We start from the raw sequence: 24,873 nt of genomic DNA, 5'->3' as shown, positions 1-24,873 counted from the left end.
GCTGCTCCCGAGGTTCCAGAGAACCAAGGGAGCAGCTTTCGCGTTTCAATGAAACTTCGGAAGCCAGTCGCCGTGCGCCTCGATGAGGTCGTCGCAGAGGGACACGATGTCGTCGATCGACAGCTCGGCTGCAGTATGCGGGTCGAGCATGGCCGCGTGGTAAATGTGCTCCCTTTTCTGCGTGATGGCCGCCTCGATCGTGAGCAGCTGCGTGTTGATGTTCGTTCGGTTGAGCGCCGCACATTGCGGAGGCAGATTCCCCACATAAGTAGGCGCAATGCCCGAACGGTCGACCAGGCAAGGCACCTCCACGCAAGCTTCGCGTGGCAGGTTGGCAATGACTCCGCCGGTGTTCATGACGTTGCCGCCGATTTTGATCGGCACGTTCGTTTCCATTGCTTCGAAAATGTACGACGCGTACTCATGCGAACGCTGGTGGGTGAGATCGGCGTCGTTCACCAATTTGTCTCTCATCGTTTTCCAGTTTTCGATTTGGTTGATGCACCGCCGAGGATATTCGTCGAGCGGGATATTGAAGCGTTCGATCAAGTCCGGGTAGTTGCGCTTAATAAAGTACGGATGATATTCCGCGTTGTGTTCCGACGACTCCGTAATGTAATAGCCGAAACGCAGCATCATTTCCAGCCGTACCATATCATGATGCTTCTCTTTTTGCTTCTCGGCTGCGCGCCGTTTAATTTCGGGGTACAGATCCACGCCGTCGCGGGAAACCTCAAGCAGCCACGCCATGTGGTTAATGCCGGCGATTTTGGACTTCACGCCGCTCATGTCCATGCCGAGCAGCCGGAATAGATCGGGAACGCAAACTTGGACGCTATGGCACAAACCGACGGTTTGCACGCCGCCGTATGTATTCATAACGTTAGTGAGCACGGCCATCGGATTCGTATAGTTCAAGAACCAGGCGTCCGGGCAAACTTCCCGAATGTCGCGGGCGAAATCCAACATGACCGGAATTGTGCGCAGGTTACGGAAAATACCGCCGATACCAACCGTGTCGGCGATCGTCTGGCGGAGCCCGTATTTCTTCGGCACTTCGAAATCCGTAATGGTGCAAGGGTCGTAGCCGCCCACCTGGATGGCATTCACGACAAATTTGGCGCCTCTCAAAGCTTCTTTCCGGTCGGTATACGCTTGAATGCGGCAATTGCTTGCAGACGTTTTGCGAATATTGTTCAACATGCGCTCGGAATCCTGAAGGCGCTCACGGTCGATGTCGTATAAAGCGATTTCGTAGCCTTGCAACGCGGGTGTCAGCAGAACGTCACCCAGTACATTTTTGGCAAATACGGTACTGCCCGCTCCTAAAAAAGTAATTTTCGACATGCGGCTTCTCCCTCCGAAATATACGTTGTATGAAGGCCTTATGCGATTTAGAATAGAGGAAAACGCATTCTTCCCGCCATGGACAGAAACATTCTTCATATGGATTTTTGTAGTTTGTTGAAAGGAGGCCCTCCCTTTGAGAAAACCGATGAGCACCACTTCCGTGCATCCGAATCCGCGGGAAGGGGAGGGACTGACAGTGCTGTTTGCCGGTCATTCCCAGACGGAGCCCGGTCACCGGATGGGACCCCAAGTGTTGAATTATTATTTGGTGCATACCGTGCTGGAGGGAACCGGACGCTTTCGGTGCCGGGATCAAACGTACGATTTGCGTGCGGGAGACAGCTTTTTCATTTTTCCGGGGGAATTGCATACTTATCAAGCAGATGAGGACGATCCTTGGAGATACCGGTGGATTGCTTTCCGAGGCGCACATGCCGAACGATGGCTCCAGACGGCCGGTATTTCCCCGGCAAAGCCGGTGGTGGTCGAGGGAGAGGAAGTGCCGGCCAAGGCGGCGCAGGCGATCGAGAAGAGGTTTCGGAGCGGAGACTGGACATCCGGTTGGGAATCGGAAGGCTGGCTGCGGCTCGCCTTCGCGTCGTGGGGGCGTACGAACCGTCCGTCCGGGCCTCCCGTTCACCACAGTGCAGGCGCTTCGGCGTCACAGGTCGACCGTGCGGCCCGCTGGCTGGAAGCGCAGCTGACGCAGTCGGTTTCCATTGCGGAGATGGCGAAGGAACTCGGGTATCACCGCACGCACTTGTCCAAGCTTTTTCGCAAAGATATGGGCATGTCCCCTGTACGCTATCTGCAAAAAATTCGGATGGAACGCGCCAAGCTGCTGCTCCGGGAGCCGCTTACGGTGGAGCAGGTGGCGGCATCGGTCGGGTATGCGGATCCGCTTTATTTTTCGAAGGCGTTCAAAAGATGGGTGGGCCGTACTCCCACGGATTTCCGCAAAACGATCGAATAGATGAGAATATTTTAAAGAATGATGATTCGGCAAGCGAGCAGTGAGATAATAAATGGAATAAGGGGGAGAATGGTCATGGATCTGTTTCGAAAAATCTCGGAAACCGTCAGCAAAGGCGTGTCGACGGCCACCGAGAAAGCTCAACAAACCGTGGAAATTACGCGGCTGAATTCTCAAATTTCTTCGAAACGCAAAGAAATCGAAAAACTATATGGAGATATAGGGGCGGCGGTTTTTAACGGTTATTTGAACAAAGACCTGTCGCTCGCGGAGCCGAAAGTGATTCCGGCGTGCGAGCAGATTGCCGCCATTCGTCATGAAATCGATACTTTGGAAGACAGAATCATGATGATCCGCAATGAAAAAGAATGTGTCTGCGGCAAAAAGGTGCCGTTCGATACCCGGTTTTGCCCTTCATGCGGCCACCGGTTCCCAGAGCCGTCGGCTCAAGCCGAACGGAACGCCGCGAATCCAGAACCGGATCAGACGGCGGATGCGGACACGACGGACATAACCGGGAATATGCAGGAACCGGAACCCGCTGCCGCGTCCGATTGGTCGGATGTCGGGCGTGCGCTGCCGGTTTATCGGATGGAGGAGGAACCGTTCCCGGGAGAACGAGCACAGGATATCGCCGATGCTTGTCCTGCCTGCGGAACGACGGTGGAAGCCGGCGCCCGCTACTGTCCGTCCTGCGGAACACCGGTATCGTCGTAAATTTGGGATAAAGCTGTCGAGCGCCGCTCGGCAGCTTTTTTTGTGAAGAACACCGTTCCGCCCCATGTACATATGCTGAAAGAGAGGTACCCGGAACGGAGGGATCGTATGTCTTCTTACTTCGGCGGCGGGCCGGATCAGGGGGGGAAACCCCAAGACGGCGAGTGGCTGGACCGGCTGGACCGGTTCATGCAGCGTTTGCTGAAACCGGATAAACCCGAAGATTCCGCACGCGGCGCCAAAGTCAAAGCGAGCGGAGATTATTCGGAATGGCTCGCCCAACTGGTGAAGGATTTGCTGAAACCGATCGAGATATCGGGTGACACCGGTGTCGAAGACAGCACCGACTCTTTGGTGCGAACATTGACCGCAAAGGAACCCAAAAAGCTGACCGTGACGATGCAGCTACCTTACGACACTAACCTGCGCACTCTTCAAGTTTTCGCTACTTCTGAGTTGCTCAGGGTGATGGGCCTGCCGGATAACCGTACACATACCGTTCGTTTTCCGTGCCGCGTATACCCCAGGTCGGGCCGCGCGAGGCTGGAGGACGGCCGGTTGGTCATCAAATTTCGCCGCCGCCCGCTCGATCAGAATGAAGTGGAATTGTTCATCCGCCTATAAATCCGGTATAATGCAGGTGCGAGAATTGCGGATGAAGGGGTAATTACGGTGGACTTGGTCGATGTCTCGAATGTGTCGCCGCAGCTGTTCATCGCGGGCGCTGTATTTATTTTGTTGATCGGCTCGTTTTTGAGCATGGGCGTCCTTCGATTGTTTCAACAGCACAAACGGCAAGGGATTGTGTATCTTGCGCTTTCGGCGCTGTCTTTGATCGGATTGCTTGTCAGCGTGAACACGTGGCTGGCTTGAGCCGAAATGCGAAAGCGGACCATTTCTCCGGGAACGGAGGGATGGTTTTCTTTTATTTCAGCGGCTGCGTTTGACGGGAACTCCTTTTATAAGGCATAGTGGAAGCAGGAAAAGATCAGGAGAGGATGGCGTATGGGAGACACCGAACGAATCGTTCAGCAAATGTCGGAAAAAGGTTTGCGCATTACGGATCAGCGCCGGACGCTCGTCAAGCTGTTCGCGGACGCATCCGGTTATTTGCTGCCCAAAGACGTATACGACCATATGCAGCGCACCTATCCGGGATTGAGCTTTGACACCGTGTACCGCAACCTTCGGGTACTGCTCGATTTGGGAATCATCGAACAAATCGTGTTCGAAGAAGGCGTCAAGTTTAAGCTTCACTGCGACGAATCTCATCACCACCACCATATGATCTGTCTGCATTGCGAGAAAACTTTGCCCATCCGCTCCTGCCCGATGCCGGAGATGGACGTGCCCGGCGGTTTTCAAATCGTGAAGCACCGGTTTGAAGTATACGGCTATTGCAGCGATTGCCGTGATGCCGCGGAACATGCCGCTGCGGAGGAGAACGGAAGGCCATGATCGTCCGCCGTACGCTGCAGGCTCCGATCCGGTTTTACCGAAAGTTCATTTCTCCGCTGAAACCTCCGACCTGCCGGTTCGCCCCGACCTGCTCGGCTTACGCGCTCGAAGCGATCGAGGTGCACGGCCCGGTTAAAGGTTCTTATTTAGCAGTGAAGCGCATTTGCAAATGTCATCCGTTCCACCCCGGCGGGTACGACCCCGTTCCGCCGCCGCGGAAAAAGCCTGTGAAGGAAGACCCGGCTTGACATGGCGGTTCCCGCTCAGGTATATTGTGGGCAAGAAGTTCCATATTTTGTTCCCATGAAGGGATAAGTACGAAACGACCGCCTATTGCAGAGAGCCGGGCAAGCTGCGAACCGGTATAGGAAGCGTTCGGAAAATGGTCCCGGAGGATCCGCCTTCGAGCGGCAGCGCGCAGTCGCCGTCCGTAAGGGGACGGCGCGGCAGTCCGGCGTTAACGGATTCGGTCGAATCGACCGGCAAAGCTCCCGGCTTGCGAAAACGGGAGAAATTTGGGTGGTACCGCGTGAGCGACAGCTCTCGTCCCAGACGGACGAGGGCTTTTTTGTTTTTATCGACTTGAAAAAAAGAAAGGTTGGGTTCGCTCATGAGTGAAGGGAACAAGACATTTTATTTGACGACGCCGATTTATTATCCGAGCGACAAGCTGCATATCGGACATGCGTATACTACGGTCGCGGGGGACGCGATGACCCGCTATAAAAGGCTGCGCGGTTACACGGTGCGTTACTTGACGGGGACCGACGAACACGGACAAAAAATCGAACGTTCTGCAGCGAAAGCCGATAAAACCCCGCAGCAGTTCGTCGATGACATCGTCGCCGGAATCAAGGATCTGTGGCGTAAGCTGGACATCTCCTACGACGACTTTATCCGCACCACGGAACCGCGCCACAAGTCCTCCGTTCAGAAAATTTTTGCGCAGCTGCTCGAGCAGGGGGACATCTACAAAGGAACTTACGAAGGATGGTACTGTACGCCGGACGAGGCATTCTTCCTCGAACGCCAGCTCGTGGACGGCAAATGCCCGGATTGCGGACGCCCGGTGGAGTGGGTGCAGGAGGAAAGCTACTTTTTCCGGATGAGCAAATATGCGGACCGGCTGCTTGCGTACTATGAGGAAAATCCGGATTTCATCCAGCCGGAATCCCGCCGCAACGAGATGATCAACAACTTCATCAAACCGGGGCTCGAAGATTTGGCAGTCTCCCGCACGACGTTCGATTGGGGCATTCCGGTTCCCGGAGATCCGAAGCATGTCATCTATGTGTGGATCGACGCTTTGTCCAACTATATAACGGCGCTCGGGTACAATTCTGAGGACACGTCCTTGTACGAGAAGTTTTGGCCGGCGGACGTTCATCTGGTGGGCAAAGAAATCGTTCGTTTCCATACGATCTATTGGCCGATCATGCTGATGGCGCTGGGGCTGCCGCTCCCGAAAAAGGTGTTCGCGCACGGCTGGCTGCTGATGAAAGACGGCAAAATGTCCAAATCGAAAGGCAACGTCGTCGATCCGGTGACGCTCATCGACCGTTACGGGCTGGACGCGCTGCGGTACTATCTCATGAGAGAAGTTCCGTTCGGAGCGGACGGTACGTTTACGCCGGAAGGCTTCGTGGAGCGGATTAATTACGATCTGGCGAACGATCTGGGCAATTTGCTGAACCGCACTGTCGCGATGATCGACAAGTATTTCGGCGGAGAAGTGCCGGCGTTCGAGAAAGGCTTGACTCCGTTTGACGCGGAGCTGGAGGGCTTGGCTCTGCAGACCGTCGAGAAAGTGGAAGCGGCGATGGAGAACATGGAATTTTCCGTCGCGTTGTCCGCGATCTGGGCGCTCGTCGGCCGTACGAACAAGTACATCGACGAGACGCAGCCGTGGGCATTGGCCAAAGACGAAGTGAACCGTCCGGCTCTGGCTTCCGTGATGGGGCATTTGGCAGAGGCGCTGCGGTTCGTGTCGATTCTGATCCAGCCGTTCCTCACCAGCACGCCGCGGCGGATGTGGGAGCAGCTCGGATTGAGTGAGGGAGCTGCGACTTCATGGGACAGCTTGAAGACGTTCGGCACTTTGCCGGCCGGCACGAGAGTGGCGAAAGGCGACCCGCTGTTCCCGCGCCTCGAGATGGCGGATGAAATCGCCTGGATCGTGGAAGCGATGCGGGGAGGGGCGGCAGCACCTGCGGCTGCTGCAGATCCGGCTCCGGCCGAAGCTGCACCCGCGGCAGCGCCGGAATTGAAGCCCGAAATCGGCATCGACGATTTCGCCAAAGTGGAGCTGCGTGTCGCGCAAGTGACCGCTTGCGAAGCGATCCCGAAAGCGGACAAGCTGCTCAAGCTGCAGCTCGACCTCGGTTTCGAGACGCGGCAGGTCGTGTCCGGTATCGCGATGTATTACAAACCGGAGGAGCTGATCGGCCGCAAAGTGATTTGCGTGACCAATCTGAAGCCGGTGAAGCTGCGCGGCGAAATGTCCCAAGGCATGATTCTGGCCGCCTCGCAAGGCGACCAGCTGACGATCGCCACCGTGCCGGACAGCATGCCCAACGGCGCGATCGTGAAGTGACCTTTTGAAGGAGTGAACCATGGAAAAACCGCCGATCGGCGGTTTTTTTGCGTTTTCTGGAGTGAATAGCGGTAGGCGTTTATAAGGATGTGGCACAGCCGTATTGGTTTCGGTGAAGGGAGGTTGGAGGGGCATTGATGCCGGTTTTCGACACGATTTGGGACTTCGTGCACGAGGATCTGCAACTTTATTCGCATTTTGCCAATCGGCATTGACCTTCCTCAATTTAGCAGATTACTATAGGTTCTAGAACGAATCGAAAGCGGTTTCATATATATTTTTTACCGCATAATGCAAACGTTTGCACAAAAGGAGGATGCGATCACTTGTCCGACAACGATAAGGGAGGGGAAAAGATGTTCACTCGTTTAAGGAACAGAAAAAGGTTGTCCATGATGTTGAGCCTCGTTATGACGCTTCAATTCCTGCTCGCCGGTTTTGGTGCGATAGCGGCGGCGGCTGCGCCTGACGGTACGACGGTCGGCGACGACCATCGGATTACCTTTGCCATACCTTCGAGCAGCATCCAAGTGAGAGTAACCGGGGACTTTTTGGGCGGAGCCGCAAATTGGGGAGAAGGGATCTCCATAGCGGAAAACACCGTAACGGAAGGGAATCAAACCTATGTGCAAGTGAATAACCTGGAGGTCAATAAAACTTACGAGTATAAATTCCGGGTAAACGGCAACTGGATGGACGGTTCGAATTTGACGGCGATAGCCGATGCGAACGGAAAATTGCTGATTCCGGCGGCGTCCATTGCTTATCTGGCGGCAGGCACCTTCGATAACAATTGGGCCAATCAGCATCCATTAGTCGACAATAACGGGATTTATACTTATACGACCGGTGTACTGGCCGACGGAGTGTACGAGTATAAGTTGATTGCCCGGTTCAAGTTATCGGACATCGATGCCCGGGACGTTTATTTCACGGATCCGACGAATCAGCAGACCGCGAACGGCAACAGTGCGATCACGGTCGGCACGGCCAATCCGTCAACAATCCAACCGGACACATTCACGGATCAGCCGGGCGCCAAATCCAAATGGGTGCTGGCCGGGACGTTCCAGCAAGCGCTTGGGGATTCCGGCAACTGGAACCCGGGCGGAACAGCCACACAAATGAAGCATCCGGTCGGCGATTTTTACGCCTATTCAGCCGTGTTGCCCGCCGGGCATCATGAATTCAAATTCACCAAAAACGGAAGCTGGGACACGCAAATCGGAGACAACGGCAACAATATCGTGTTCGATCTCGCGGATACGACCAAAGTGAATTTCTATTTGAACGAGGAAACGATGCAGGTGCGCACCAACATCGCGGGCATGGGGGGAGTGCCCCAGTATACCGCTGTACTCGCAGACGATGTATGGCCGCGCCTCGTCGGCACCCTGCAGACACAATTCGGCGAACCGGCATGGAGTCCGGCGGATGCCAAGCAAATGTTCGTCGACTATTACTTTAACAACACCTCCTATCGCTTGCAGCGCACGATTGGTGAAGGTACGCATGAAGCCAAAGTCGTGTTGGGCAATTCCTGGTCGAATGAAAATTTCGGAGATAGCGGAAACAATCTTAAGTTTACGCTGACGGAAGCCGCCGCCGTAACGTTCTCCTTCGACAACTCGGCCGCTTCCAAACGTTTGCGTGCCGACTACTCCATCGCCGATGGAGGTTACGACGGCAACATCCAGGCAGCGGACATCCAATTTGACAGCCGCTCCGCCACTTTCAAAAAGCCGTTCGGAGCGATCAAGCAAGGGATGGAAGATCTCACCCTGCGAATTGCCGTCAAGCGGGGCGACGTGCAGATGGCCAAAGTCGACCTGATCAGCGGCAATGGCTCCGTGATCGGCTTCGAAATGCATAAAGCAACGACGGTCGGCGACCAAGATTACTACGAGGTTGTCATCCCCCGCACTGCTTTTCATGAGATCGGCGTTTGGGGATACAAATTTATTTTGATAGACGGGCCCAAAAAGCTCGAATACGGCGACGACAACAGCAGCGGAGGAAGCGGCGCGGCCGTGGATGAGGGAGCTGTGCCATTTAACCTCACGGTATATGCTCCGGATTACAAGACGCCGGATTGGATGAAGAACGCGGTCGTCTATCAAATTTTCCCGGACCGGTTCTTCGACGGCGACCCCAGCAACAACCGCGCCAAGCTGAAAGACGGTTACCGGGGAGTTCGTACCGAGAGCGGGCCGAATGCGGGACAACCTTCGAATCAGCCTTTGCAGTACTTTGACGGCGGAGTGCCGAACGATCCGGCTCCCGCCCAAGTATGGGGCCAGTGGAGCGACGTGCCGGAAAATCCGAACCGGATCACACCGGAAAATAAGCCATATTACCCGGACGCGAAATCCGATGGAATCTGGACCAACGAATTTTACGGCGGGGATATCGAAGGCATCCGGCAAAAGCTGGATTACCTGCAATCGCTGGGCATCACAGCGATTTACTTGAACCCGGTCGCATGGGCAGCGTCCAACCACAAATACGATGCGACCGACTACAAGCATCTCGACCCGGTGTTCGGCAAGCCTGTTTACAACACACCGGGTGACCCGGCTTCCGGCTTGAATTATGACGCCACGAGAAAAGCTTCCGACGCCATCTTTATGACCTTCGCCAAAGAAGCCGCCGTGCGGGGCATCCATGTTCTGAACGACGGCGTGTTCAATCACGTGGGCGACGACTCCATCTATTTCGACCGGTATGAGAAATACCCGGAAATCGGAGCCTACGAGTTCTGGGCGAAAGTGTGGAAGAAAACCGAATCGGGCATGTCGGAGAGCGAAGCCAAACAGGCTGTAATTGACGATTTTACGGCGAAAATCAATCCCGCTGACGGACAGCCGTACAAGTACCCGGAGGACTTCGGTTTTACGACCTGGTTTACGGTGGGACCTGACAAAGTAACTGATGATAAAGGAAACACCCGTTACCGCTATGAGGGTTGGTGGGGGTACGATTCCTTGCCGGCGATGGATGCAAAGTCGCCTCAGCCCGGGGATTCGCAAGCCATCAGCGGGGAGCATGAATGGAACAACGTAAGCTATCGGGACAATGTCATCGGGCACAGCCTCACAGGCAAATCGGCGTCTGAAGTCGCCGCGGCGATGCAAGACAGCGTCTCGCAGCGCTGGCTCTGGATGGGAGGCGACGGTTGGCGGCTTGATGTGGCGCCGGACGTGTCCTCTGAAACCTGGAAAAAGTTCCGCGAGGCGGTCAAGTCGGCCAAAGGACTAACGGACGGAAACGGCGGCACGATCGATGATCCTGTCATATTAGGAGAAGAATGGGGCGTCGCGACGCGTTATTTGCTAGGCGACCAGTTCGACTCCGTCATGAACTACAGGTTCCGCGGAGCGCTGCAGGACTTTATAATCGGCGCGGGCAAAGACAGCGTGAACCCGGACTTGGCGAAAAACTTCGATACCGCTTTGGAGCAAATCCGCGAGGATTATCCCAAGGAAGCTTGGCAGGCGATGCTGAACCTCGTGGACTCGCACGACACAATCCGCTCCATAACGAAACTGGATCAGCCGACTTGGGAAGAAGAGAACTTGAAAATCGCACCCGAAGCTTCCGATAAAGCGTTAAAGCAACAAGCGTTGATTGCGGTGTTCCAAATGGGCTATCCCGGGGCTCCGACCGTCTATTACGGTGACGAAGTCGGATTGACCGGCACGAAAGATCCGGATTCCCGAAGAACGTTCCCTTGGGAGCGCGTCACCTCATCAGGGAGCGGCTTTACAGGCGCAGGACGGTATGCGGAACTGTTTGATACCTATAAAACCGCAGCTCAAGTTCGCAATGCCAACGAAGTGTTCCGGACGGGTGACCTTCACCTGGCGTATGCGCAAGGCAGTGTGATTGCTTATGCGCGCAAATCCGCGTCGAAATCCGCACTAGTGGCCGTCAACGCCGGCAGTTCCGCCGCTTCCGTTGAAGCGGATGTCTCCGGCTTCCTGCCGAACGGAGTTACGTTCACCGACCAACTCGGCAGCGGACTCAAGGGAACGGTATCCGGCGGCAAAATTTCGCTCACGCTGCCGGCGATGTCGGCGGTGATGATGCTGTCCGACGGTACACTGTCCGTCGTGCTAACGCCGTCCGGCCTGCAGGCGTCCGGAGGCAACAGTTCCGTCTCGTTAACTTGGGACGCAGTGCCGGGTGCGGACAGCTATGTCGTCTACCGCGCTCCGATCGAAGGCGGCCAAGTCCAGCAAATCGGCACGGCTTCCACTCCGGCGTATATTGACACGAATATTGTGAATGGAACCAAGTACTACTACGCCGTGTCGGCAGTAAAAGGTACCGGCGAAAGCCTATTGACCGGCATGGTTGACGCGACGCCGTCGTTCCCGATCGGTTCCGTTTCCTCGCCGTCCTCTATGGCCGACATGACGATCGGAGTCGGCATTACGACGGCGGAGATTACGAGCGATGTGGCGGTTCCCGGATTAACGGACGACCCGGCGCTGGCAGGCAAAGCCGCGACCAACCTAACGGTACAGCTTGTCTATTACAAAGACGGCGATGCCGCAAACCAAACGGTCATCTCCATGAAATACAAGGCGGATCATGGTCCTGCCAAAACGTACCGCGCAGTCTTCGAACCTTCGGAGTCAGGCGTCTACCATTATTTCGTACAGGCGTCCACGAACAACGGAGACACGGTTACGAAGTCGGGGGAATCTTCCTTTACGGCAAATGCAGATGCCGCGGACACCGAGGCTCCGGCAACGCCGGTGCTGCAAGAGATCACCGTGGAGTCCGGCAGGGCGGTGCTGTCCTGGACCGGGGAAGCGGCCGATGTCAAAGGGTTCGAAATTTATCGCGCTTCCGGGAACGAAGTGTTCCGCAAAATCGCCACGGTTCGAAACGCGCTGACGTACACGGACTTTACCGTCACGAACGGCACGACGTACCGATACAAAGTGGCGGTCTTCGACGCCTCTTACAACCGAAGCTTTTCCGGCGAACAATCCGTCACCCCGCAGCTCGTGATGGTGGATGTTACGCTCCGCCTGCATATTCCGGACTACACGCCGGTCACGGATAACATTTATATCGCCGGCGATTTCAACGGCTGGAATTCGAGCGGCAGCAAATTGACCGTTCCGAGCGGCGCGACGGACAACACCATCATGGAATACTCCTTTAAAATGATGGCGGGACGCTCGATCCAGTACAAATTTACCCGGGGCACTTGGTCCACCGAGGCGTTCACCAGCCACAAGCGAGTGCCGAACGATACGGAAGATTACGGCAACTGGGCATACAGCTCCACCGACACCAACATGCGCCTAACCATTGCCAATCAAGGCGGCAACAAAATGCTGGTGGAGGACTACGTGCTGCGTTGGGTTGATATGCCGATGATCGTGACGATGCCGAGAATCTCGTACGGCGACGATATCTCTTACGAGACGAATGAGACTTCATTCACGCTGAAAGCCTCGGTTCCTTACGGCGTTGCCTTCACGATGAACGGTACCCCGCTGCCCGATGGCGCCATGGACGATCGCGGTAACGTTTATCTCCAAAATATCCCGCTCAATCCTGGCTCCAACGAATTTGTGCTGCATATCGAGCCTACGCAGGAGACGATTGATCAGCCATGGTACACGGACGACGGCAGGGCTGGTCAAGCGACCAAGACGATTCGTCTGACCATTAACCGCACTTTATCCGGAAACGCGAATTTGAAGGGAATCGCGCTATCGGGAGGAGCGGTGTTGAATGAGCCATTCACGCCTGAGCAGACCGGTTATACGGCGGACGTTCCGTATACCGTTTCCAGCCTGACGGTTACACCTGCCGCTGCGGATTCTCGTGCAGCCGTCACGGTGAATGGATCGTCGCCGCAGATACCGGTTAAATTGAATGTCGGAGACAACCGGGTGACCATCTTGGTAACAGCCGAGAACGGGACAACCCAATCGTATGCGGTCACGGTCAAGAGAACCTCGCTGCCGGTTTCGGACTTCCGGACTTCCGAAATCAAAGGGAATACCGTCACATTCAAATGGACGGCTGCTAGAGGAGCATCCAAAATCGTTGTTCAACAATCGACTGACGGTACCCATTGGACTGCCGCTGAGACCGGAGCGATCGCCAACTCCGCAACCAACGCTTCGGTTAAGGGGATCAAACCGCATGTCACCTACCAATTCCGGCTGCTCGTCGCCGGAGGGGACAATGCCGGATATTCGAATGCCGTCACCGTGAACAAACTCGATAAAAAGTAAGCAAGGATAGCCGCTAGCCTGTTGGAAGAGGATAGTCGTTGGGCGCAGCAAAAGGGGAGAGACTGTCTTTCCGTAAATTTTACGGATAAGGCAGTTTCTTTTATTGACAGCGTACTTTGGCACCGCTATAATCCATAATCATAATGATTACGATTAAGAGAGGAACTGGAATGAAAATCAATCCGACTTCGAAAAAAATCCACCCGCTGCGAAGCCTCATCCTGCTTGCGGCATTGGCGATCCCTCTCGTGCTCTCCGCATGCGGGAACAACAACGACTTGAAACCCGTTGAAGGCAAAGTCAACGTCGTGACCACCTTGTATCCGTTGTACTACTTTGCATCCGAAATCGGCGGAGAAGACGCCCGCGTGGTCAATCTTGTTCCGACGGGCGTCGAACCCCACGACTGGACGCCGAAAAGCCGGGATATTCAAATTGCTTCCGAAGCTCAAATGCTGCTCTTCAACGGAGCGGGACTGGAAGGCTGGAAAGACGGCTTCTTGAAAGGTCTGAATGCCAATAAGTCCAGATTAGTCGTAGAAGCCAGCCAAGGCATCGAGTTGATCCGTTCTGAAGGCGACGGACACGGAGCGGACGAACACGCCGACGAACATGGATTGAATGTGGATCCTCATACCTGGGTAAGCCCGAAATCGGCGCTGAAAATGGCGGAGAACATTCGCGACGCTTATGTTCAGGCGGACCCGGCTCATCAGGCGGCTTTCGAAAGCCGGTACAACACACTCAGGGATAAACTGCAGGCGCTCGACCAGAAGTTCACGGCGGAACTGGCCCCGTATAAAGGCCGCGGCATCGTCGTCTCCCATCAGGCGTTCGGTTACTTGTGCCGGGACTACGGTCTGAACCAAACCGCGCTGATGGGCCTGTCGCCGGACGCGGAACCTCGTTCGCAAGACATCGTGAATATCATCCAATTCGTGAAGGAGCACCAAATCAAGGCGATTTTCTTCGAAGAACTGGTATCCAACAAATTGACCGAGACGGTGGCGAAAGAAACGAATGCGGAGATGCTCGTGCTGAACCCGGTAGAGGGTCTCACACCGGAGCAGGAAAAAGCGGGGGATGATTATTTCTCGCTCATGGCGAAAAATTTGCAAAACCTGAAGAAGGCATTACAATAAAGGAAACGACGAGAGGGGGAGACGGCATGTGCGCATGGGCGGCTCCGCAGCCCGGTTGTCACCGGGATATCGTAACTTTGAACGACGTTTCGTTCTCCTTCGACGGCAAACCTGTACTGAGTCATCTTTCCTTCCGTATCCAAGAGCGGGATTTCATCGGCTTGATTGGACCTAACGGCGCCGGTAAATCCACGCTGCTCAGGCTGATCGTCGGTCTCCTTACGCCTGACAGCGGCCGGATCGAGCTGTTTGGCGCACCGGCGGATCAATTCAAGGAGCGCGAGCTGATCGGATACGTACCGCAGAAAAACAATTTTAATCCGCTGTTCCCGGCAACAGTCCGGGAAGTGGTGATGTCCGGCCTGTTCGGGCGTCGCAAGCTGTTCCGGCGGGTGACGCGCCAGGATGCGGACCGCTGCATGGACGCTCTCCGTACGATGCAGATTGAAGACTTGGCGGACAAACGAATCGGCGAGCTTTCGGGCGGACAGCAGCAGCGGGTGTTTCTCGCCCGGGCGCTGATCAGCAACCCCCAGCTGCTCATTCTGGACGAGCCGATGTCCGGTATCGATGCGGAAACACAGCAAAATTTTTTTCATCTGATCCGGCACATGCACCAGAAGCATAATATTACATTTTTAATGGTGTCGCACGACATGGAGATGGTGCGTTCGTATTTGGGGGAAGAACCGAAGGAAACGAGCGGCAAGCTGTCGTTTTTCGTCCGTCATTCTCACGATCTCGAGGATTGCGCGGAGACGGATCTGCTCCACACTGTCCGGAAAGAAGGTTAACACCCGTTGGATCTGATTACCGCGGAATTTTTCCAAAGAGCGTTGATCGGCGGCGCGCTCATTGCGGTGACAGCCCCTCTCATGGGGCTGTTTCTCGTGCTGAGGCGCTTAGCCATGATCGGCGACACGTTGTCCCACGTCAGCATCGCGGGAGTCGCACTCGGGTTTTTGCTGGGCGTGTATCCGGTTCTCATGGGGCTGTTGTTCGCGATTGCGGCATCGTTCGCCATCGAGAAGCTGAGGCGCACCTACCGCACCTATGCCGAGCTGTCCCTCGCCATTATCATGTCCGGCGGTATCGCTTTGGCGTCGCTCTTTTTCACGCTGGGCATGGGCTTTAATTTGAACGTAAGCTCTTATTTATTCGGAAGCATCTACACGCTCGATACCACCGATTTGATCGTAATCGCGGCCGTTACCGTCATCGTCCTTGGCCTTGTGACCCTTCACCGCAAAGAGCTGTTTCTGCTCACCTTCGATGAAGATGCGGCGGCTGTCGGCGGGCTTCCGGTCCGTTATTTCAACATCATGATCAGCATTCTTACGGCGCTGGTGATCAGCGCGGCGATCAAGATCGTCGGGGCGCTGCTCGTTTCGGCCTTGCTCACCATCCCTGCGGCATGCAGTCTCGCGCTGTCCCGGAGCTTTCGGCAGGCCATCGTCATTGTAGTCGTGGTGGGCGAAGCTGCCGTAATCGCGGGATTGTGGATTGCGGGCGTGTGGAACCTGGCTCCGGGCGGTACGGTCGTTCTGCTGCTGATCGCCTTGCTGATCGTTGCATTGACGGCTCGAACGCGAATGATGCGCGTATAAATCTCATGACGGGAGGAATGACGGATGGCGGATGTGAACGTGGGCATCGCTCTGGCGGCAGGAGTCGCTTCATTTATTTCTCCCTGCTGCCTGCCTTTGTACCCGTCTTATCTTTCTTATATAACCGGCGTCTCGGTGTCTCAGCTTAAGACCGATACGAGCCGGGAAGTCCGCTTCAAAACGATGTCTCATACGCTATTCTTTATCCTTGGCTTTTCCATGGTTTTCTTTGCGCTTGCGTATGGGGCGAATGCCTTTGCGGAGACATTCCGCGAATATCAGGATACCATCCGGCAAATTTCCGCCATTCTGATCGTGCTGATGGGATTATTTTTACTCGGTGTGTTTCAGCCGCAGTTGTTGATGAAAGAGCGCAAAATGAACGTTTCCTGGCGGCCGGCCGGGTATGTGGGCTCTTTTATTTTCGGTGTCGGGTTTTCGGCCGGCTGGTCGCCCTGCATCGGTCCGATTTTAACTGCAATCATCGGATTGGCGGCCAGCAACCCCGGCACTTGGCTCGGGCTGACGACGGCCTATTCGCTTGGTTTCGCCATCCCGTTTTTTGTTCTGGCTTTTTTCATCGGTTCTACCCGCTGGATTTTGAAATATTCGAATCTCATGATGAAAATCGGCGGCGGGCTGATGATCGTGATGGGGTTCCTGTTGTTTACCGACCGCATGACTTACATTACGATCTGGCTGCAAGGCATTACCCCAGAGTGGCTGAAATTTTAAGTAAAGTATTCCAGCCGGGCGGATGGGAAGGCCTCGAAAATCCGCTCGGTAATAAATTCCCGTAAAGCTTCCGCCTGCTCGTCCGGGTATACATATTTGTGCTGCCCCCAGCGTCCCCACTTCTTTTTCCGCTTCTCTTCGTCCATTTCCAGCTTCGTCTTCGGGTATCTTTTCTCAATGATGGATTTCGCCGTTTTGGTGAACCGGTGCTGGATCAGTTCGAACGTCAAATCCTGCGCTGCCTCGGAAGGGAGTGTCTCGCCTAGACGCCTCAGCAGCTCGGCGTAACCGTCCTGCCAGCCGTCGTGCCAAATAATCGGCGCAATAATGAAGCCGAGCGGATAACCGGCACGCGCGATTTTGCCCGCGGCTTCGATTCGCTCCGCAAAGCGGGAAGTTCCCGGTTCGAAGTTGCGGATTACGTAATCGGCGTTCACGCTGAAGCGGATGCGCGTATTCCCGTTATGACGGAGCGGCAGCAAGGAATCGACGTGATGATATTTGGTGACGAAACGAAGACGCCCCAAGAGTTGGTCCGCCATGAAGGTGATCGCTTCGGCGAGCGAGCCGGTAATCGGCTCCAGCCCCACCGGATCGGAGGTACATGCCGCCTCGAACCTCGTAATTTCCGGCGATCGTTCCTCGATGTATCCTTTTGCCGCCTGAAAAATTTCCTCCGTATTGACGTACACGCGAACGTAAGGTTTGGCGCCCAGCGTCGTTTGCAAATAACAATAATGGCAGTGGCCCATGCAGCCGGTGGCCAGAGGCAGCGCGTATTCCGCGGAAGGCTTGGACGTATCGAACTTGAGCGTTTTTCGGATGCCCACGACCAGCGTTCGTTTTGCGATTTTATATTGTTCCAGTTCCGTTTCTCCGGGCAAGTTCGTGATGCGGTTATGGGAAGTCGTCATTTGATAAGGAAGTCCGCGGTCCTTGATGTAACGCAGAATTTGCTGACCCTTCGGATAGTCGAGTGCCGCAGGCTCGAAGTAGACGAGCTCCGGCAGGAATACAGGCGTTTCGCGTGGAGTTTTGACCCGTGTGGTCATGGAGCGGGAAGACCTCCTTTTCGGGTATTTTGCGCATTTATCGGACCGGCCATCGGTTCCTCGCACTTCCAGTTTCAGACTTGCTCACTTGTATGGCACAGTGTATGATACTTAGAGGCAAGCGACCGGAAGGAAGGGGGGGCTCGGCGTGCCGACCCCGAGTATGGAAGATTATTTGGAGCGTATTTACCGGCTGATCGACGAGAAAGGCTATGCCCGGGTTTCCGACATCGCCGAAGGGCTCGAAGTGCATCCCTCATCGGTCACCAAAATGATCCAGAAGCTGGACAAGGATAACTACCTCATTTACGAGAAATACCGCGGGCTTGTCTTGACCCATAAAGGGAAGCGGATGGGCAAACGCCTGGTCGACCGCCACCATTTGCTGGAATCGTTTTTGAAGACGATCGGCGTGCAGGAAGAAAACATTTACCGCGATGTGGAAGGGATCGAGCATCATCTCAGTTGGGATTCCATCACCTGCATCGAGACGCTCGTCGAGTACTTCAACCGGGATGCGTCCCGCAGCGAAGAGCTTCGCCGCATCCGGGCCGAATTGGATAATGAATGATCGCAAGCTTCCTCTGTCCCGCTGAGGAAGCTTTTTCATTTCGTCAGCAAAAATGATCTTAGACCCTTGAGTGCACGCATATGATGGAGCGAGAGTTGCGGAGCGGAGGGGATGGCTCGTGCAAAAAACGCTGGTAAACGCGGTGTTCGAAGGCGGCGGCGTGAAGGGGATCTCGCTGGCGGGCGCGGTTCGCGCAGCCGAGCTGGCAGGCGTATCGTTTCACCGTGTGGCCGGCACTTCCTCGGGCAGCATCGTCGCCGCCCTGATCGCTACCGGCTATACGGCCAACGAAATGAAGATGGTCATCGAATCGACGCCTTTCCGGACCTTCATGCAGCGGTCGCCAGTCTTTAACGCCAAATTCATCGGCCCGGCCGTTCGCCTGCTGATTCGCAAAGGGCTGTATGCAGGGGATGCTTTGGAGCGATGGATTCAAGGGCTGCTCGCCGCCAAAGGCGTGCGGGTATTCGGCGATCTCCCGCCGGATAAGGTCCGGATTATCGCATCTGATATCACGAACGGCAAATTGCTCGTTTTGCCGAACGATCTCGCATCCTACGGGATCGACCCGTCTCGTTTTCCTGTGGCGAGGGCGATCCGGATGAGCACCAGCATTCCGTATTTTTTCGATCCGGTTATGCTGCGTCATCCGTGGAAGTTGAGGAAAAAGCGTACCGGGGGAGAACCGGCCAAAATCAAATCTTCCTATATTGTCGACGGGGGGCTGCTCAGCAACTTTCCCCTTTGGCTGTTTGAAAAAGAAGTGGTGATGGGCAGCCCGATTCCCGTCATCGGCTTTCAAATGGTCGGCCGCACCGAGCATAAGCCGAACCGGATCGTTGGCCCGATCACGATGTTCCAGGCGATGTTCGAGACGATGCTCGGAGCGCACGACGAGCGTTATATCGAGGAACACAACCGGCTGCGGACCATTAAAATTCCTACGCTTGGCGTTGGCACAACCGAATTCGATCTCAGCCCGGAAAAAAGCGAAAAGTTGTACGAGGCCGGACTTGAGGCGGGCAAAAAGTTTTTCCGTTCATGGGACCGGCGCTCCGGAAAGCTTCGGACGGAAATCAAACCGAAAATCGTGCCGGAAACATAAACGACCGCCTCCTGCCGTGAAGGCAAGGGGCGGTCGCTCTACTGCGGAGGCTTCAATGATAACGCGGAGGTTCATCGTCCCGGTTTTTGCGGCCGTCAATGACGCGGAACGGAGAAGACGTGCGTTTGGTCTTCAGCTTCTCCGGTTTGCGGGGAGGCGCCGAGTGCCGGGATACACGCGGGTTGTAACGTCTCTTCGACATGATGAAGTACAGGACGAACAACACCGCGATAATGACGATCGGAATCGCGAACGAATAGACGAGCGTCTCGAATTGAATCGCGAAACCTAAAACGGCGAGCGGCAAAATCACATAAAACATCGGGTGGAAACGGCTCTGCATAGCGATTCCTCCTTAGTGAGCCCGGACCGTCATTGCGGTCCAGGATTTGACTCACGATAAACGAGTGAGTCGAACCAGGAATCAGATCGGTTGAACCTGCCGGTCCAGTTCTCTCATCCGGTTGAACGACGCGATCGATACGGCGACCTGATCGTCGGTCGGCTCTTTCGTCGTGAGAAGCTGCAGCCACAGTCCGGGATATCCGAGCGAGCGGAGTACCGGAATATCGCGCAGGGCGTTCGTGCCGCGAAGCACTTCATACGAAACGCCGAGCACAAGCGGAAGAAGAGCGACGCGCTGGATCAAGCGTTCTGTCAGACTGTCCCATGTGAAAAACGAATAGATAATAACCCCGACGATAACGGTGAAGATGATAAAGCTGCTGCCGCAGCGGTAGTGAAGACGACTGAACTTTTGCACGTTCTCCACGGTAAGCTCGACTCCGGCTTCGAAGGCGCTGATCACTTTATGTTCGGCGCCGTGATACTGGAACAGCCTTTTGATAAGCGGCGTCTGAGAAATGAACCACAGGTAGAAGAGAAGCAAAATGATTTTAATGACGCCTTCCAGCAGGTTGTGCAATATTTTATTCTCGAATACGTGTCCGAAGAGCACGCTTTCCAAAAAAGTAGGCACCAGCGTGAAGATCAACTTGCCGACGACGAAAGACAATGCGCCCACCACGGCAACGCCGAGAATCATGGAGAGGTTCCATTTCTCTTTCTTTTTCTGCGCCGCGGCTTCTTCGGCACCCGTCTCGTCTTCTGCGTAAGCTTCGGCCGAGTAGGTGAGGTGCTGCGAGCCTTTGGCTGCGGATTCGATAATCCCGACGACCCCGCGGACAAAGGGAATTTTTTTCAGGGTCGCCAACAAGGAAGAGGAAGCTTTCCTCGGAACTTCATAATACGTGATTTCTTGATTTTTGCGCCGCACCGCGGTTACGTTTACGTGTTTTCCCGCAAACATGACACCTTCGATTACGGCCTGTCCTCCATAGACGGAGGTTTGCTGCGACATTCTGTAATCACCCGCTTTTTTTGATCAGTACCTTTATTTTACTAGAATGACGGGGAGAATGCCACAAGAAAGCTTTCATTTTCGAGAGGAACCGGATGCCGGGAACGACGGGAGAGTATAGGGTGCGAAGGAGGGAAAATCTAAAAGGATGGCGGCTCTTTCCGAGGATATCCGAATATCGGAGGAAAGCCGTTTTCCTGCATGCATCCGCTGTGTTACAATGACTGGGTAACTTTACCGGTGCGGGATATGGCACATGGCCAGAAGGGGGCGATCGCGGGATGCCAAGCATTCTTGTCATCAACGGTCCGAATTTGAACATGCTGGGCATTCGGGAGCCGGGTGTTTACGGTACGGTGACACTGTCGGAAATTGAAGCCAGGCTCAAAGCGCAAGGCGAACGTCTCGGAGCGGAGCTGCACTTTTATCAATCCAACCACGAAGGCGCGCTGCTGGATGAGATTCACGCCGCATACGGCCGCCACGACGGCATATTGATCAACCCCGGTGCACTCACGCATTACAGCTATGCGCTAAGGGACGGGTTGGCATCGGTCGGCCTGCCGATCGTGGAAGTCCATCTATCCAACATACATAAGCGGGAGCCGTTCCGGCACGTATCCGTCACCGCCGCCTCGGCGGTCGGGCAAATCGCCGGTTTCGGAGCGTTCAGCTACGAACTCGGTTTAACGGCCCTTTTGGCGCAAATCAACGCTTAAGGCGAGGAGGAGAAACAGATGGCGAATGCAAGAATCGCGCGTTTGCGCATCAAGATCGAGGAAGCGGGAGCCCAGGCGATGCTGGTGACCAGCGGCGTGAACCGGCGGTATTTGTCGGGATTCACAGGCTCGCACGGTTTTGTGCTGGTGTCCGCGGAGCGGGCTGCACTGATCACGGATTTCCGTTATAAGGAGCAAGCGCCGCTGCAGGCCAAAGGGTTCGAGATTGTGGAACATGGGCCGGATATTAACGAGAGCGTGGCCGAACTTTTGAAAACTTGGGGTATTTCCCGGCTGCTTTTTGAAGACCGGCACGTGACGTTCGCGGAGCATGCGGGCTTGGTTCGAACGCTGGCCCCTGCCGAGCTGCTGCCGGCCGGCGGGATCATCGAAGAGCTGCGTATGATCAAGGATGAAGACGAGCTGGCCATCATTCGCGAGGCTGCGAATGTGGCGGACCGGACGTTCGAGCATATTTTGGGTTTCATTAAGCCCGGACTTACGGAATTGGAGATTGCGCTGGAGATGGAGACTTACATGCGCAAGCTCGGCGCTTCCGGCCCCTCGTTCGCGACGATCGTGGCATCAGGCGAAAGATCCGCGCTCCCGCACGGTGTGGCGAGCGAACGGGTCGTTGGACGGGACGAATTCGTGAAGCTTGATTTCGGCGCCCATTATAAAGGATATTGTTCCGATTTGACGAGAACGGTCGTCGTGGGCAAGCCGAGCGACAAGCACCGGGAGATCTATTCCATCGTCAAGGAAGCCCAGCAGTATGCGCTGGACCATCTCGTTCCCGGAATGACGGGGCGGGAGGGCGACGCCTTGACGAGAGATATCATCACAAGGTATGGTTATGGTGAATATTTCGGTCATGGGACAGGCCACGGTTTCGGCATGGAAATCCATGAGGCGCCTAGACTGTCTAGAACCGGCGGGGATATCGTCTTAACCCCCGGTATGACCGTAACGGTCGAACCCGGCATTTACCTCCCCGGCTTCGGGGGCGTGCGGATCGAAGACGACGTTGTTTTTACGGACACAGGCATTCAAATTCTTACCCGCTCCCCTAAAGAACTGATCCTACTGGATTAAGGAGCGACGTTTCCACAGGAGGGAACTTTCAGTGATTTCGGTTAACGAATTCAAGACAGGCTTGACGATTGAAGTAGACGGCGATATTTTCACCGTACTCGACTTCCAACACGTGAAACCCGGCAAAGGCGCGGCGTTCGTCCGCTCCAAGCTGAAAAATCTTCGCAACGGCAACGTGGTGGAGAAGACGTTCCGTGCAGGCGAGAACGTCGGCCGGGCCATGGTGGAGAACCGCCAGGTGCAGTACTTGTATAACTCCGGTACCGAGTACACGTTCATGGATAACGAAACCTACGACCAGTTCAACCTGGAACGCAAGCAGCTCGAATGGGAAATCAACTTTCTCAAAGAGAACATGAACGTGAACATCGCCAGCTACCAAGGCGAGATTATCGGCATCACGATTCCGAACAGCGTTGAGCTCGCTGTCACCGAGACCGAGCCCGGCATCAAGGGCAACACGGCAACCGGTGCGACGAAGAACGCGAAGCTTGAGACCGGCTTGAATGTTCAAGTTCCGCTGTTCATTAATGAAGGCGACGTATTGCTGATCGATACACGCGAAGGCAAATACATCTCCCGCGCATAATATTTGTAACGACAAACCCCGCCGCTTCCAGAACTCTGGAGGTCGGCGGGGTTTCCTTTTATCGGATTCCTGCGCGAACGACACTTTTGAGCGTTACAGCGGTGAAACAACACAAGATTTTATGGAATTTATACTGTTCGGGCAAAGCTACTGTGCTATAATATACAGCATTATGCGAATGTTTTTACTTGGGGAGTGAACGAACGTTGGCTTTGATCGTGATGAAATTCGGCGGCAGTTCCGTCGGTACCACGGAGCGCATGAGCCGGGTCGCTCAGCGGATCGTCGATAAAAAAGGACAGGGACACCGGGTCGTCGTCGTCGTGTCGGCGATGGGAGACACGACCGATGATTTGATCGATAAATCTCAAGAAATTCACGACAATCCCCCCGCGAGGGAGATGGACATGCTGCTCACCACAGGTGAGCAAATCTCCGTAGCTCTTCTCTCCATAGCGGTTCATAAGCTCGGACATGAGGCGAAATCTTTCACCGGCTGGCAGGCGGGCATCCGTACCGAGGCGGTGCACGGGAAAGCCCGGATCACCGACATTTCGCCCGACCGCCTATCGAAAGCATTGGACGACGGAAACATTGTCATCGTCGCCGGCTTCCAAGGCATGACCGACGACGGCGAAATCACGACGCTCGGCCGGGGCGGATCCGATACGACGGCGGTTGCGCTCGCCGCGGCGATTGAAGCCGACGTTTGCGAAATTTACACGGACGTGGACGGAGTGTATTCCACCGACCCGCGCGTAGTGAAAAACGCCCGCAAGCTCGACGCGATCACCTACGACGAAATGCTTGAGCTTGCGAATCTGGGAGCGGCGGTGCTGCATCCCCGTGCAGTGGAATATGCGAAACATTACAATGTGAATCTGGTCGTGCGTTCCAGCTTTACGCAAAACGAAGGAACGTCCGTGAGGGAGGAAGCGGCAATGGAACAAGGAATCGTGGTGCGCGGCATCGCTTATGATAAAAATGTGGCCCGCATCAGCATTTTGGGCGTGCAAGACGTCCCGGGCGTGCTGGCCCAAATTTTCGGCGCATTGGCGTCGGCCGGCATTGATGTCGACATGATCGTGCAAAGCGGCGTTACCAACGGCAAGGCCGACTTTTCGTTCACGCTGGGACTCTCGGATCGTGCGCGTGCGATGGACGTTATCGCCGGCATTCGTTCCGCCGTTCCTTATGACGAGGCCACTTACGAAGAGAATCTCGTGAAAGTATCCATCGTCGGTGCGGGCATGGTCTCGAACCCGGGTGTCGCCGCCAGGATGTTCGAAGCGATTTCGGAGTTGGGCGTCAGCATCAAAATGGTCAGCACATCGGAAATCAAAGTTTCGTGCGTCATCGCTGCGGCACCGCTGCAGGACGTCGTTCGCACGCTGCATACCACGTACGGACTGGACACTGTGGACACCGCATTTGTCGGCGGGCCGCAAGATCGCCGTTGATCCGGCAAAACGTGATGTATCAAAAAACCTCCGAATCTCCCGTCAAATTGCAGGGGGGGCGGAGGTTTTTTCCGTAGATCG

Annotated in this window: 23 protein-coding genes; 18 read left to right on the top strand and 5 right to left on the bottom strand. The window is 55.2% G+C overall.

Annotated elements, in window-relative coordinates; translation table 11 throughout:
* Window positions 1–45 precede the first annotated feature (45 nt).
* Window positions 46–1,347, bottom strand: coding sequence for an alpha-glucosidase/alpha-galactosidase (melA, locus tag E5161_RS03645; RefSeq protein ID WP_136776293.1), 1,302 nt, complete (start codon window positions 1,345–1,347; stop codon window positions 46–48).
* A 136-nt stretch (window positions 1,348–1,483) separates the two neighbouring features.
* Here melA and E5161_RS03640 point away from each other — a divergent pair, with 136 nt between their 5' ends.
* The 6 genes from E5161_RS03640 (at window position 1,484) to yidD (ending at window position 4,746) form a co-directional block, all read left to right on the top strand.
* Window positions 1,484–2,323, top strand: coding sequence for an AraC family transcriptional regulator (locus E5161_RS03640; protein WP_136776292.1), 840 nt, complete (start codon window positions 1,484–1,486; stop codon window positions 2,321–2,323).
* 75 nt (window positions 2,324–2,398) lie between these two features.
* The gene (locus E5161_RS03635; protein ID WP_169306565.1) at window positions 2,399–3,040 is read left to right on the top strand and encodes a zinc ribbon domain-containing protein; all 642 of its coding nucleotides are present in this window, start codon (window positions 2,399–2,401) and stop codon (window positions 3,038–3,040) included.
* Window positions 3,041–3,148: 108 nt separating this feature from the next.
* Window positions 3,149–3,664, top strand: coding sequence for a hypothetical protein (locus E5161_RS03630; protein WP_136776290.1), 516 nt, complete (start codon window positions 3,149–3,151; stop codon window positions 3,662–3,664).
* Window positions 3,665–3,712: 48 nt separating this feature from the next.
* Window positions 3,713–3,913: a hypothetical protein gene (locus E5161_RS03625; RefSeq protein ID WP_136776289.1), complete on the top strand. Its 201-nt coding sequence runs from the start codon at window positions 3,713–3,715 to the stop codon at window positions 3,911–3,913.
* A 132-nt stretch (window positions 3,914–4,045) separates the two neighbouring features.
* Complete coding sequence (locus E5161_RS03620; RefSeq protein ID WP_136776288.1) at window positions 4,046–4,498, top strand: Fur family transcriptional regulator; 453 nt, start codon at window positions 4,046–4,048, stop codon at window positions 4,496–4,498.
* Complete coding sequence (gene yidD, locus E5161_RS03615) at window positions 4,495–4,746, top strand: membrane protein insertion efficiency factor YidD (RefSeq protein WP_136776287.1); 252 nt, start codon at window positions 4,495–4,497, stop codon at window positions 4,744–4,746. Before E5161_RS03620 ends, yidD begins: the two co-directional genes overlap by 4 nt.
* A gap of 82 nt (window positions 4,747–4,828) precedes the next feature.
* Here yidD and E5161_RS03610 read toward each other — a convergent pair whose 3' ends face one another.
* Entirely contained in the window at window positions 4,829–5,110 is a 282-nt protein-coding gene (locus tag E5161_RS03610) for a hypothetical protein (protein ID WP_136776286.1), read from the bottom strand.
* On the opposite strand from E5161_RS03610, the gene metG reads away from it, so the two are divergent.
* The 6 genes from metG to E5161_RS03580 all read left to right on the top strand — a co-directional run bounded on the left by metG (window position 5,109) and on the right by E5161_RS03580 (window position 16,841).
* Window positions 5,109–7,091, top strand: a complete 1,983-nt coding sequence (gene metG, locus E5161_RS03605; protein ID WP_136776285.1) for a methionine--tRNA ligase — start codon at window positions 5,109–5,111, stop codon at window positions 7,089–7,091. The genes E5161_RS03610 and metG overlap by 2 nt on opposite strands.
* A 356-nt stretch (window positions 7,092–7,447) precedes the next feature.
* Window positions 7,448–13,357 carry an alpha-amylase family glycosyl hydrolase gene (locus tag E5161_RS03600; protein ID WP_136776284.1) on the top strand — a complete coding sequence of 1,970 codons (5,910 nt, stop codon included), beginning with the start codon at window positions 7,448–7,450 and terminating at the stop codon, window positions 13,355–13,357.
* A gap of 170 nt (window positions 13,358–13,527) precedes the next feature.
* On the top strand, window positions 13,528–14,499 hold the full coding sequence (locus E5161_RS03595) for a metal ABC transporter substrate-binding protein (protein WP_136776283.1): 972 nt from the start codon (window positions 13,528–13,530) through the stop codon (window positions 14,497–14,499).
* 26 nt (window positions 14,500–14,525) lie between these two features.
* Window positions 14,526–15,293 (top strand): metal ABC transporter ATP-binding protein, encoded by a 768-nt coding sequence (locus E5161_RS03590; protein ID WP_136776282.1) that lies wholly within the window; start codon window positions 14,526–14,528, stop codon window positions 15,291–15,293.
* Between the two features lie 6 nt (window positions 15,294–15,299).
* Window positions 15,300–16,106 carry a metal ABC transporter permease gene (locus E5161_RS03585; protein WP_136776281.1) on the top strand — a complete coding sequence of 269 codons (807 nt, stop codon included), beginning with the start codon at window positions 15,300–15,302 and terminating at the stop codon, window positions 16,104–16,106.
* A gap of 24 nt (window positions 16,107–16,130) precedes the next feature.
* Window positions 16,131–16,841: a cytochrome c biogenesis CcdA family protein gene (locus E5161_RS03580; RefSeq protein ID WP_136776280.1), complete on the top strand. Its 711-nt coding sequence runs from the start codon at window positions 16,131–16,133 to the stop codon at window positions 16,839–16,841.
* Here the strand turns inward: E5161_RS03580 and splB are convergent.
* Window positions 16,838–17,893: a spore photoproduct lyase gene (splB, locus tag E5161_RS03575; RefSeq protein WP_136776279.1), complete on the bottom strand. Its 1,056-nt coding sequence runs from the start codon at window positions 17,891–17,893 to the stop codon at window positions 16,838–16,840. The genes E5161_RS03580 and splB overlap by 4 nt on opposite strands.
* Before the next feature lie 148 nt (window positions 17,894–18,041).
* Here splB and mntR point away from each other — a divergent pair, with 148 nt between their 5' ends.
* On the top strand, window positions 18,042–18,464 hold the full coding sequence (gene mntR, locus E5161_RS03570; protein WP_136776278.1) for a transcriptional regulator MntR: 423 nt from the start codon (window positions 18,042–18,044) through the stop codon (window positions 18,462–18,464).
* A 118-nt stretch (window positions 18,465–18,582) separates the two neighbouring features.
* On the top strand, window positions 18,583–19,569 hold the full coding sequence (locus E5161_RS03565; RefSeq protein WP_246042080.1) for a patatin-like phospholipase family protein: 987 nt from the start codon (window positions 18,583–18,585) through the stop codon (window positions 19,567–19,569).
* A 52-nt stretch (window positions 19,570–19,621) separates the two neighbouring features.
* On the opposite strand, the gene E5161_RS03560 is transcribed toward E5161_RS03565, so the two are convergent.
* Both E5161_RS03560 and E5161_RS03555 read right to left on the bottom strand, forming a co-directional pair.
* Window positions 19,622–19,912 (bottom strand): G protein-coupled receptor family protein, encoded by a 291-nt coding sequence (locus E5161_RS03560; protein WP_136776277.1) that lies wholly within the window; start codon window positions 19,910–19,912, stop codon window positions 19,622–19,624.
* A gap of 81 nt (window positions 19,913–19,993) precedes the next feature.
* Window positions 19,994–20,929 (bottom strand): DUF1385 domain-containing protein, encoded by a 936-nt coding sequence (locus E5161_RS03555; RefSeq protein ID WP_136776276.1) that lies wholly within the window; start codon window positions 20,927–20,929, stop codon window positions 19,994–19,996.
* A 281-nt stretch (window positions 20,930–21,210) separates the two neighbouring features.
* On the opposite strand from E5161_RS03555, the gene aroQ reads away from it, so the two are divergent.
* The 4 genes from aroQ to E5161_RS03535 all read left to right on the top strand — a co-directional run bounded on the left by aroQ (window position 21,211) and on the right by E5161_RS03535 (window position 24,792).
* Window positions 21,211–21,648 (top strand): type II 3-dehydroquinate dehydratase, encoded by a 438-nt coding sequence (aroQ, locus tag E5161_RS03550; protein WP_136776275.1) that lies wholly within the window; start codon window positions 21,211–21,213, stop codon window positions 21,646–21,648.
* Between the two features lie 18 nt (window positions 21,649–21,666).
* Window positions 21,667–22,743, top strand: coding sequence for a M24 family metallopeptidase (locus tag E5161_RS03545; RefSeq protein ID WP_136776274.1), 1,077 nt, complete (start codon window positions 21,667–21,669; stop codon window positions 22,741–22,743).
* Between the two features lie 31 nt (window positions 22,744–22,774).
* Window positions 22,775–23,332 (top strand): elongation factor P, encoded by a 558-nt coding sequence (gene efp, locus E5161_RS03540; protein ID WP_136776273.1) that lies wholly within the window; start codon window positions 22,775–22,777, stop codon window positions 23,330–23,332.
* A 206-nt stretch (window positions 23,333–23,538) separates the two neighbouring features.
* Window positions 23,539–24,792 (top strand): aspartate kinase, encoded by a 1,254-nt coding sequence (locus E5161_RS03535; RefSeq protein WP_136776272.1) that lies wholly within the window; start codon window positions 23,539–23,541, stop codon window positions 24,790–24,792.
* Window positions 24,793–24,873 lie beyond the last annotated feature (81 nt).

The organism is Cohnella pontilimi (assembly GCF_005049045.1).
Lineage (GTDB): Bacteria > Bacillota > Bacilli > Paenibacillales > Paenibacillaceae > Cohnella > Cohnella pontilimi.
The sequence above is the reverse complement of the archived record's forward strand: the minus strand, read 5'-3'. Positions and strand labels throughout refer to the sequence as shown.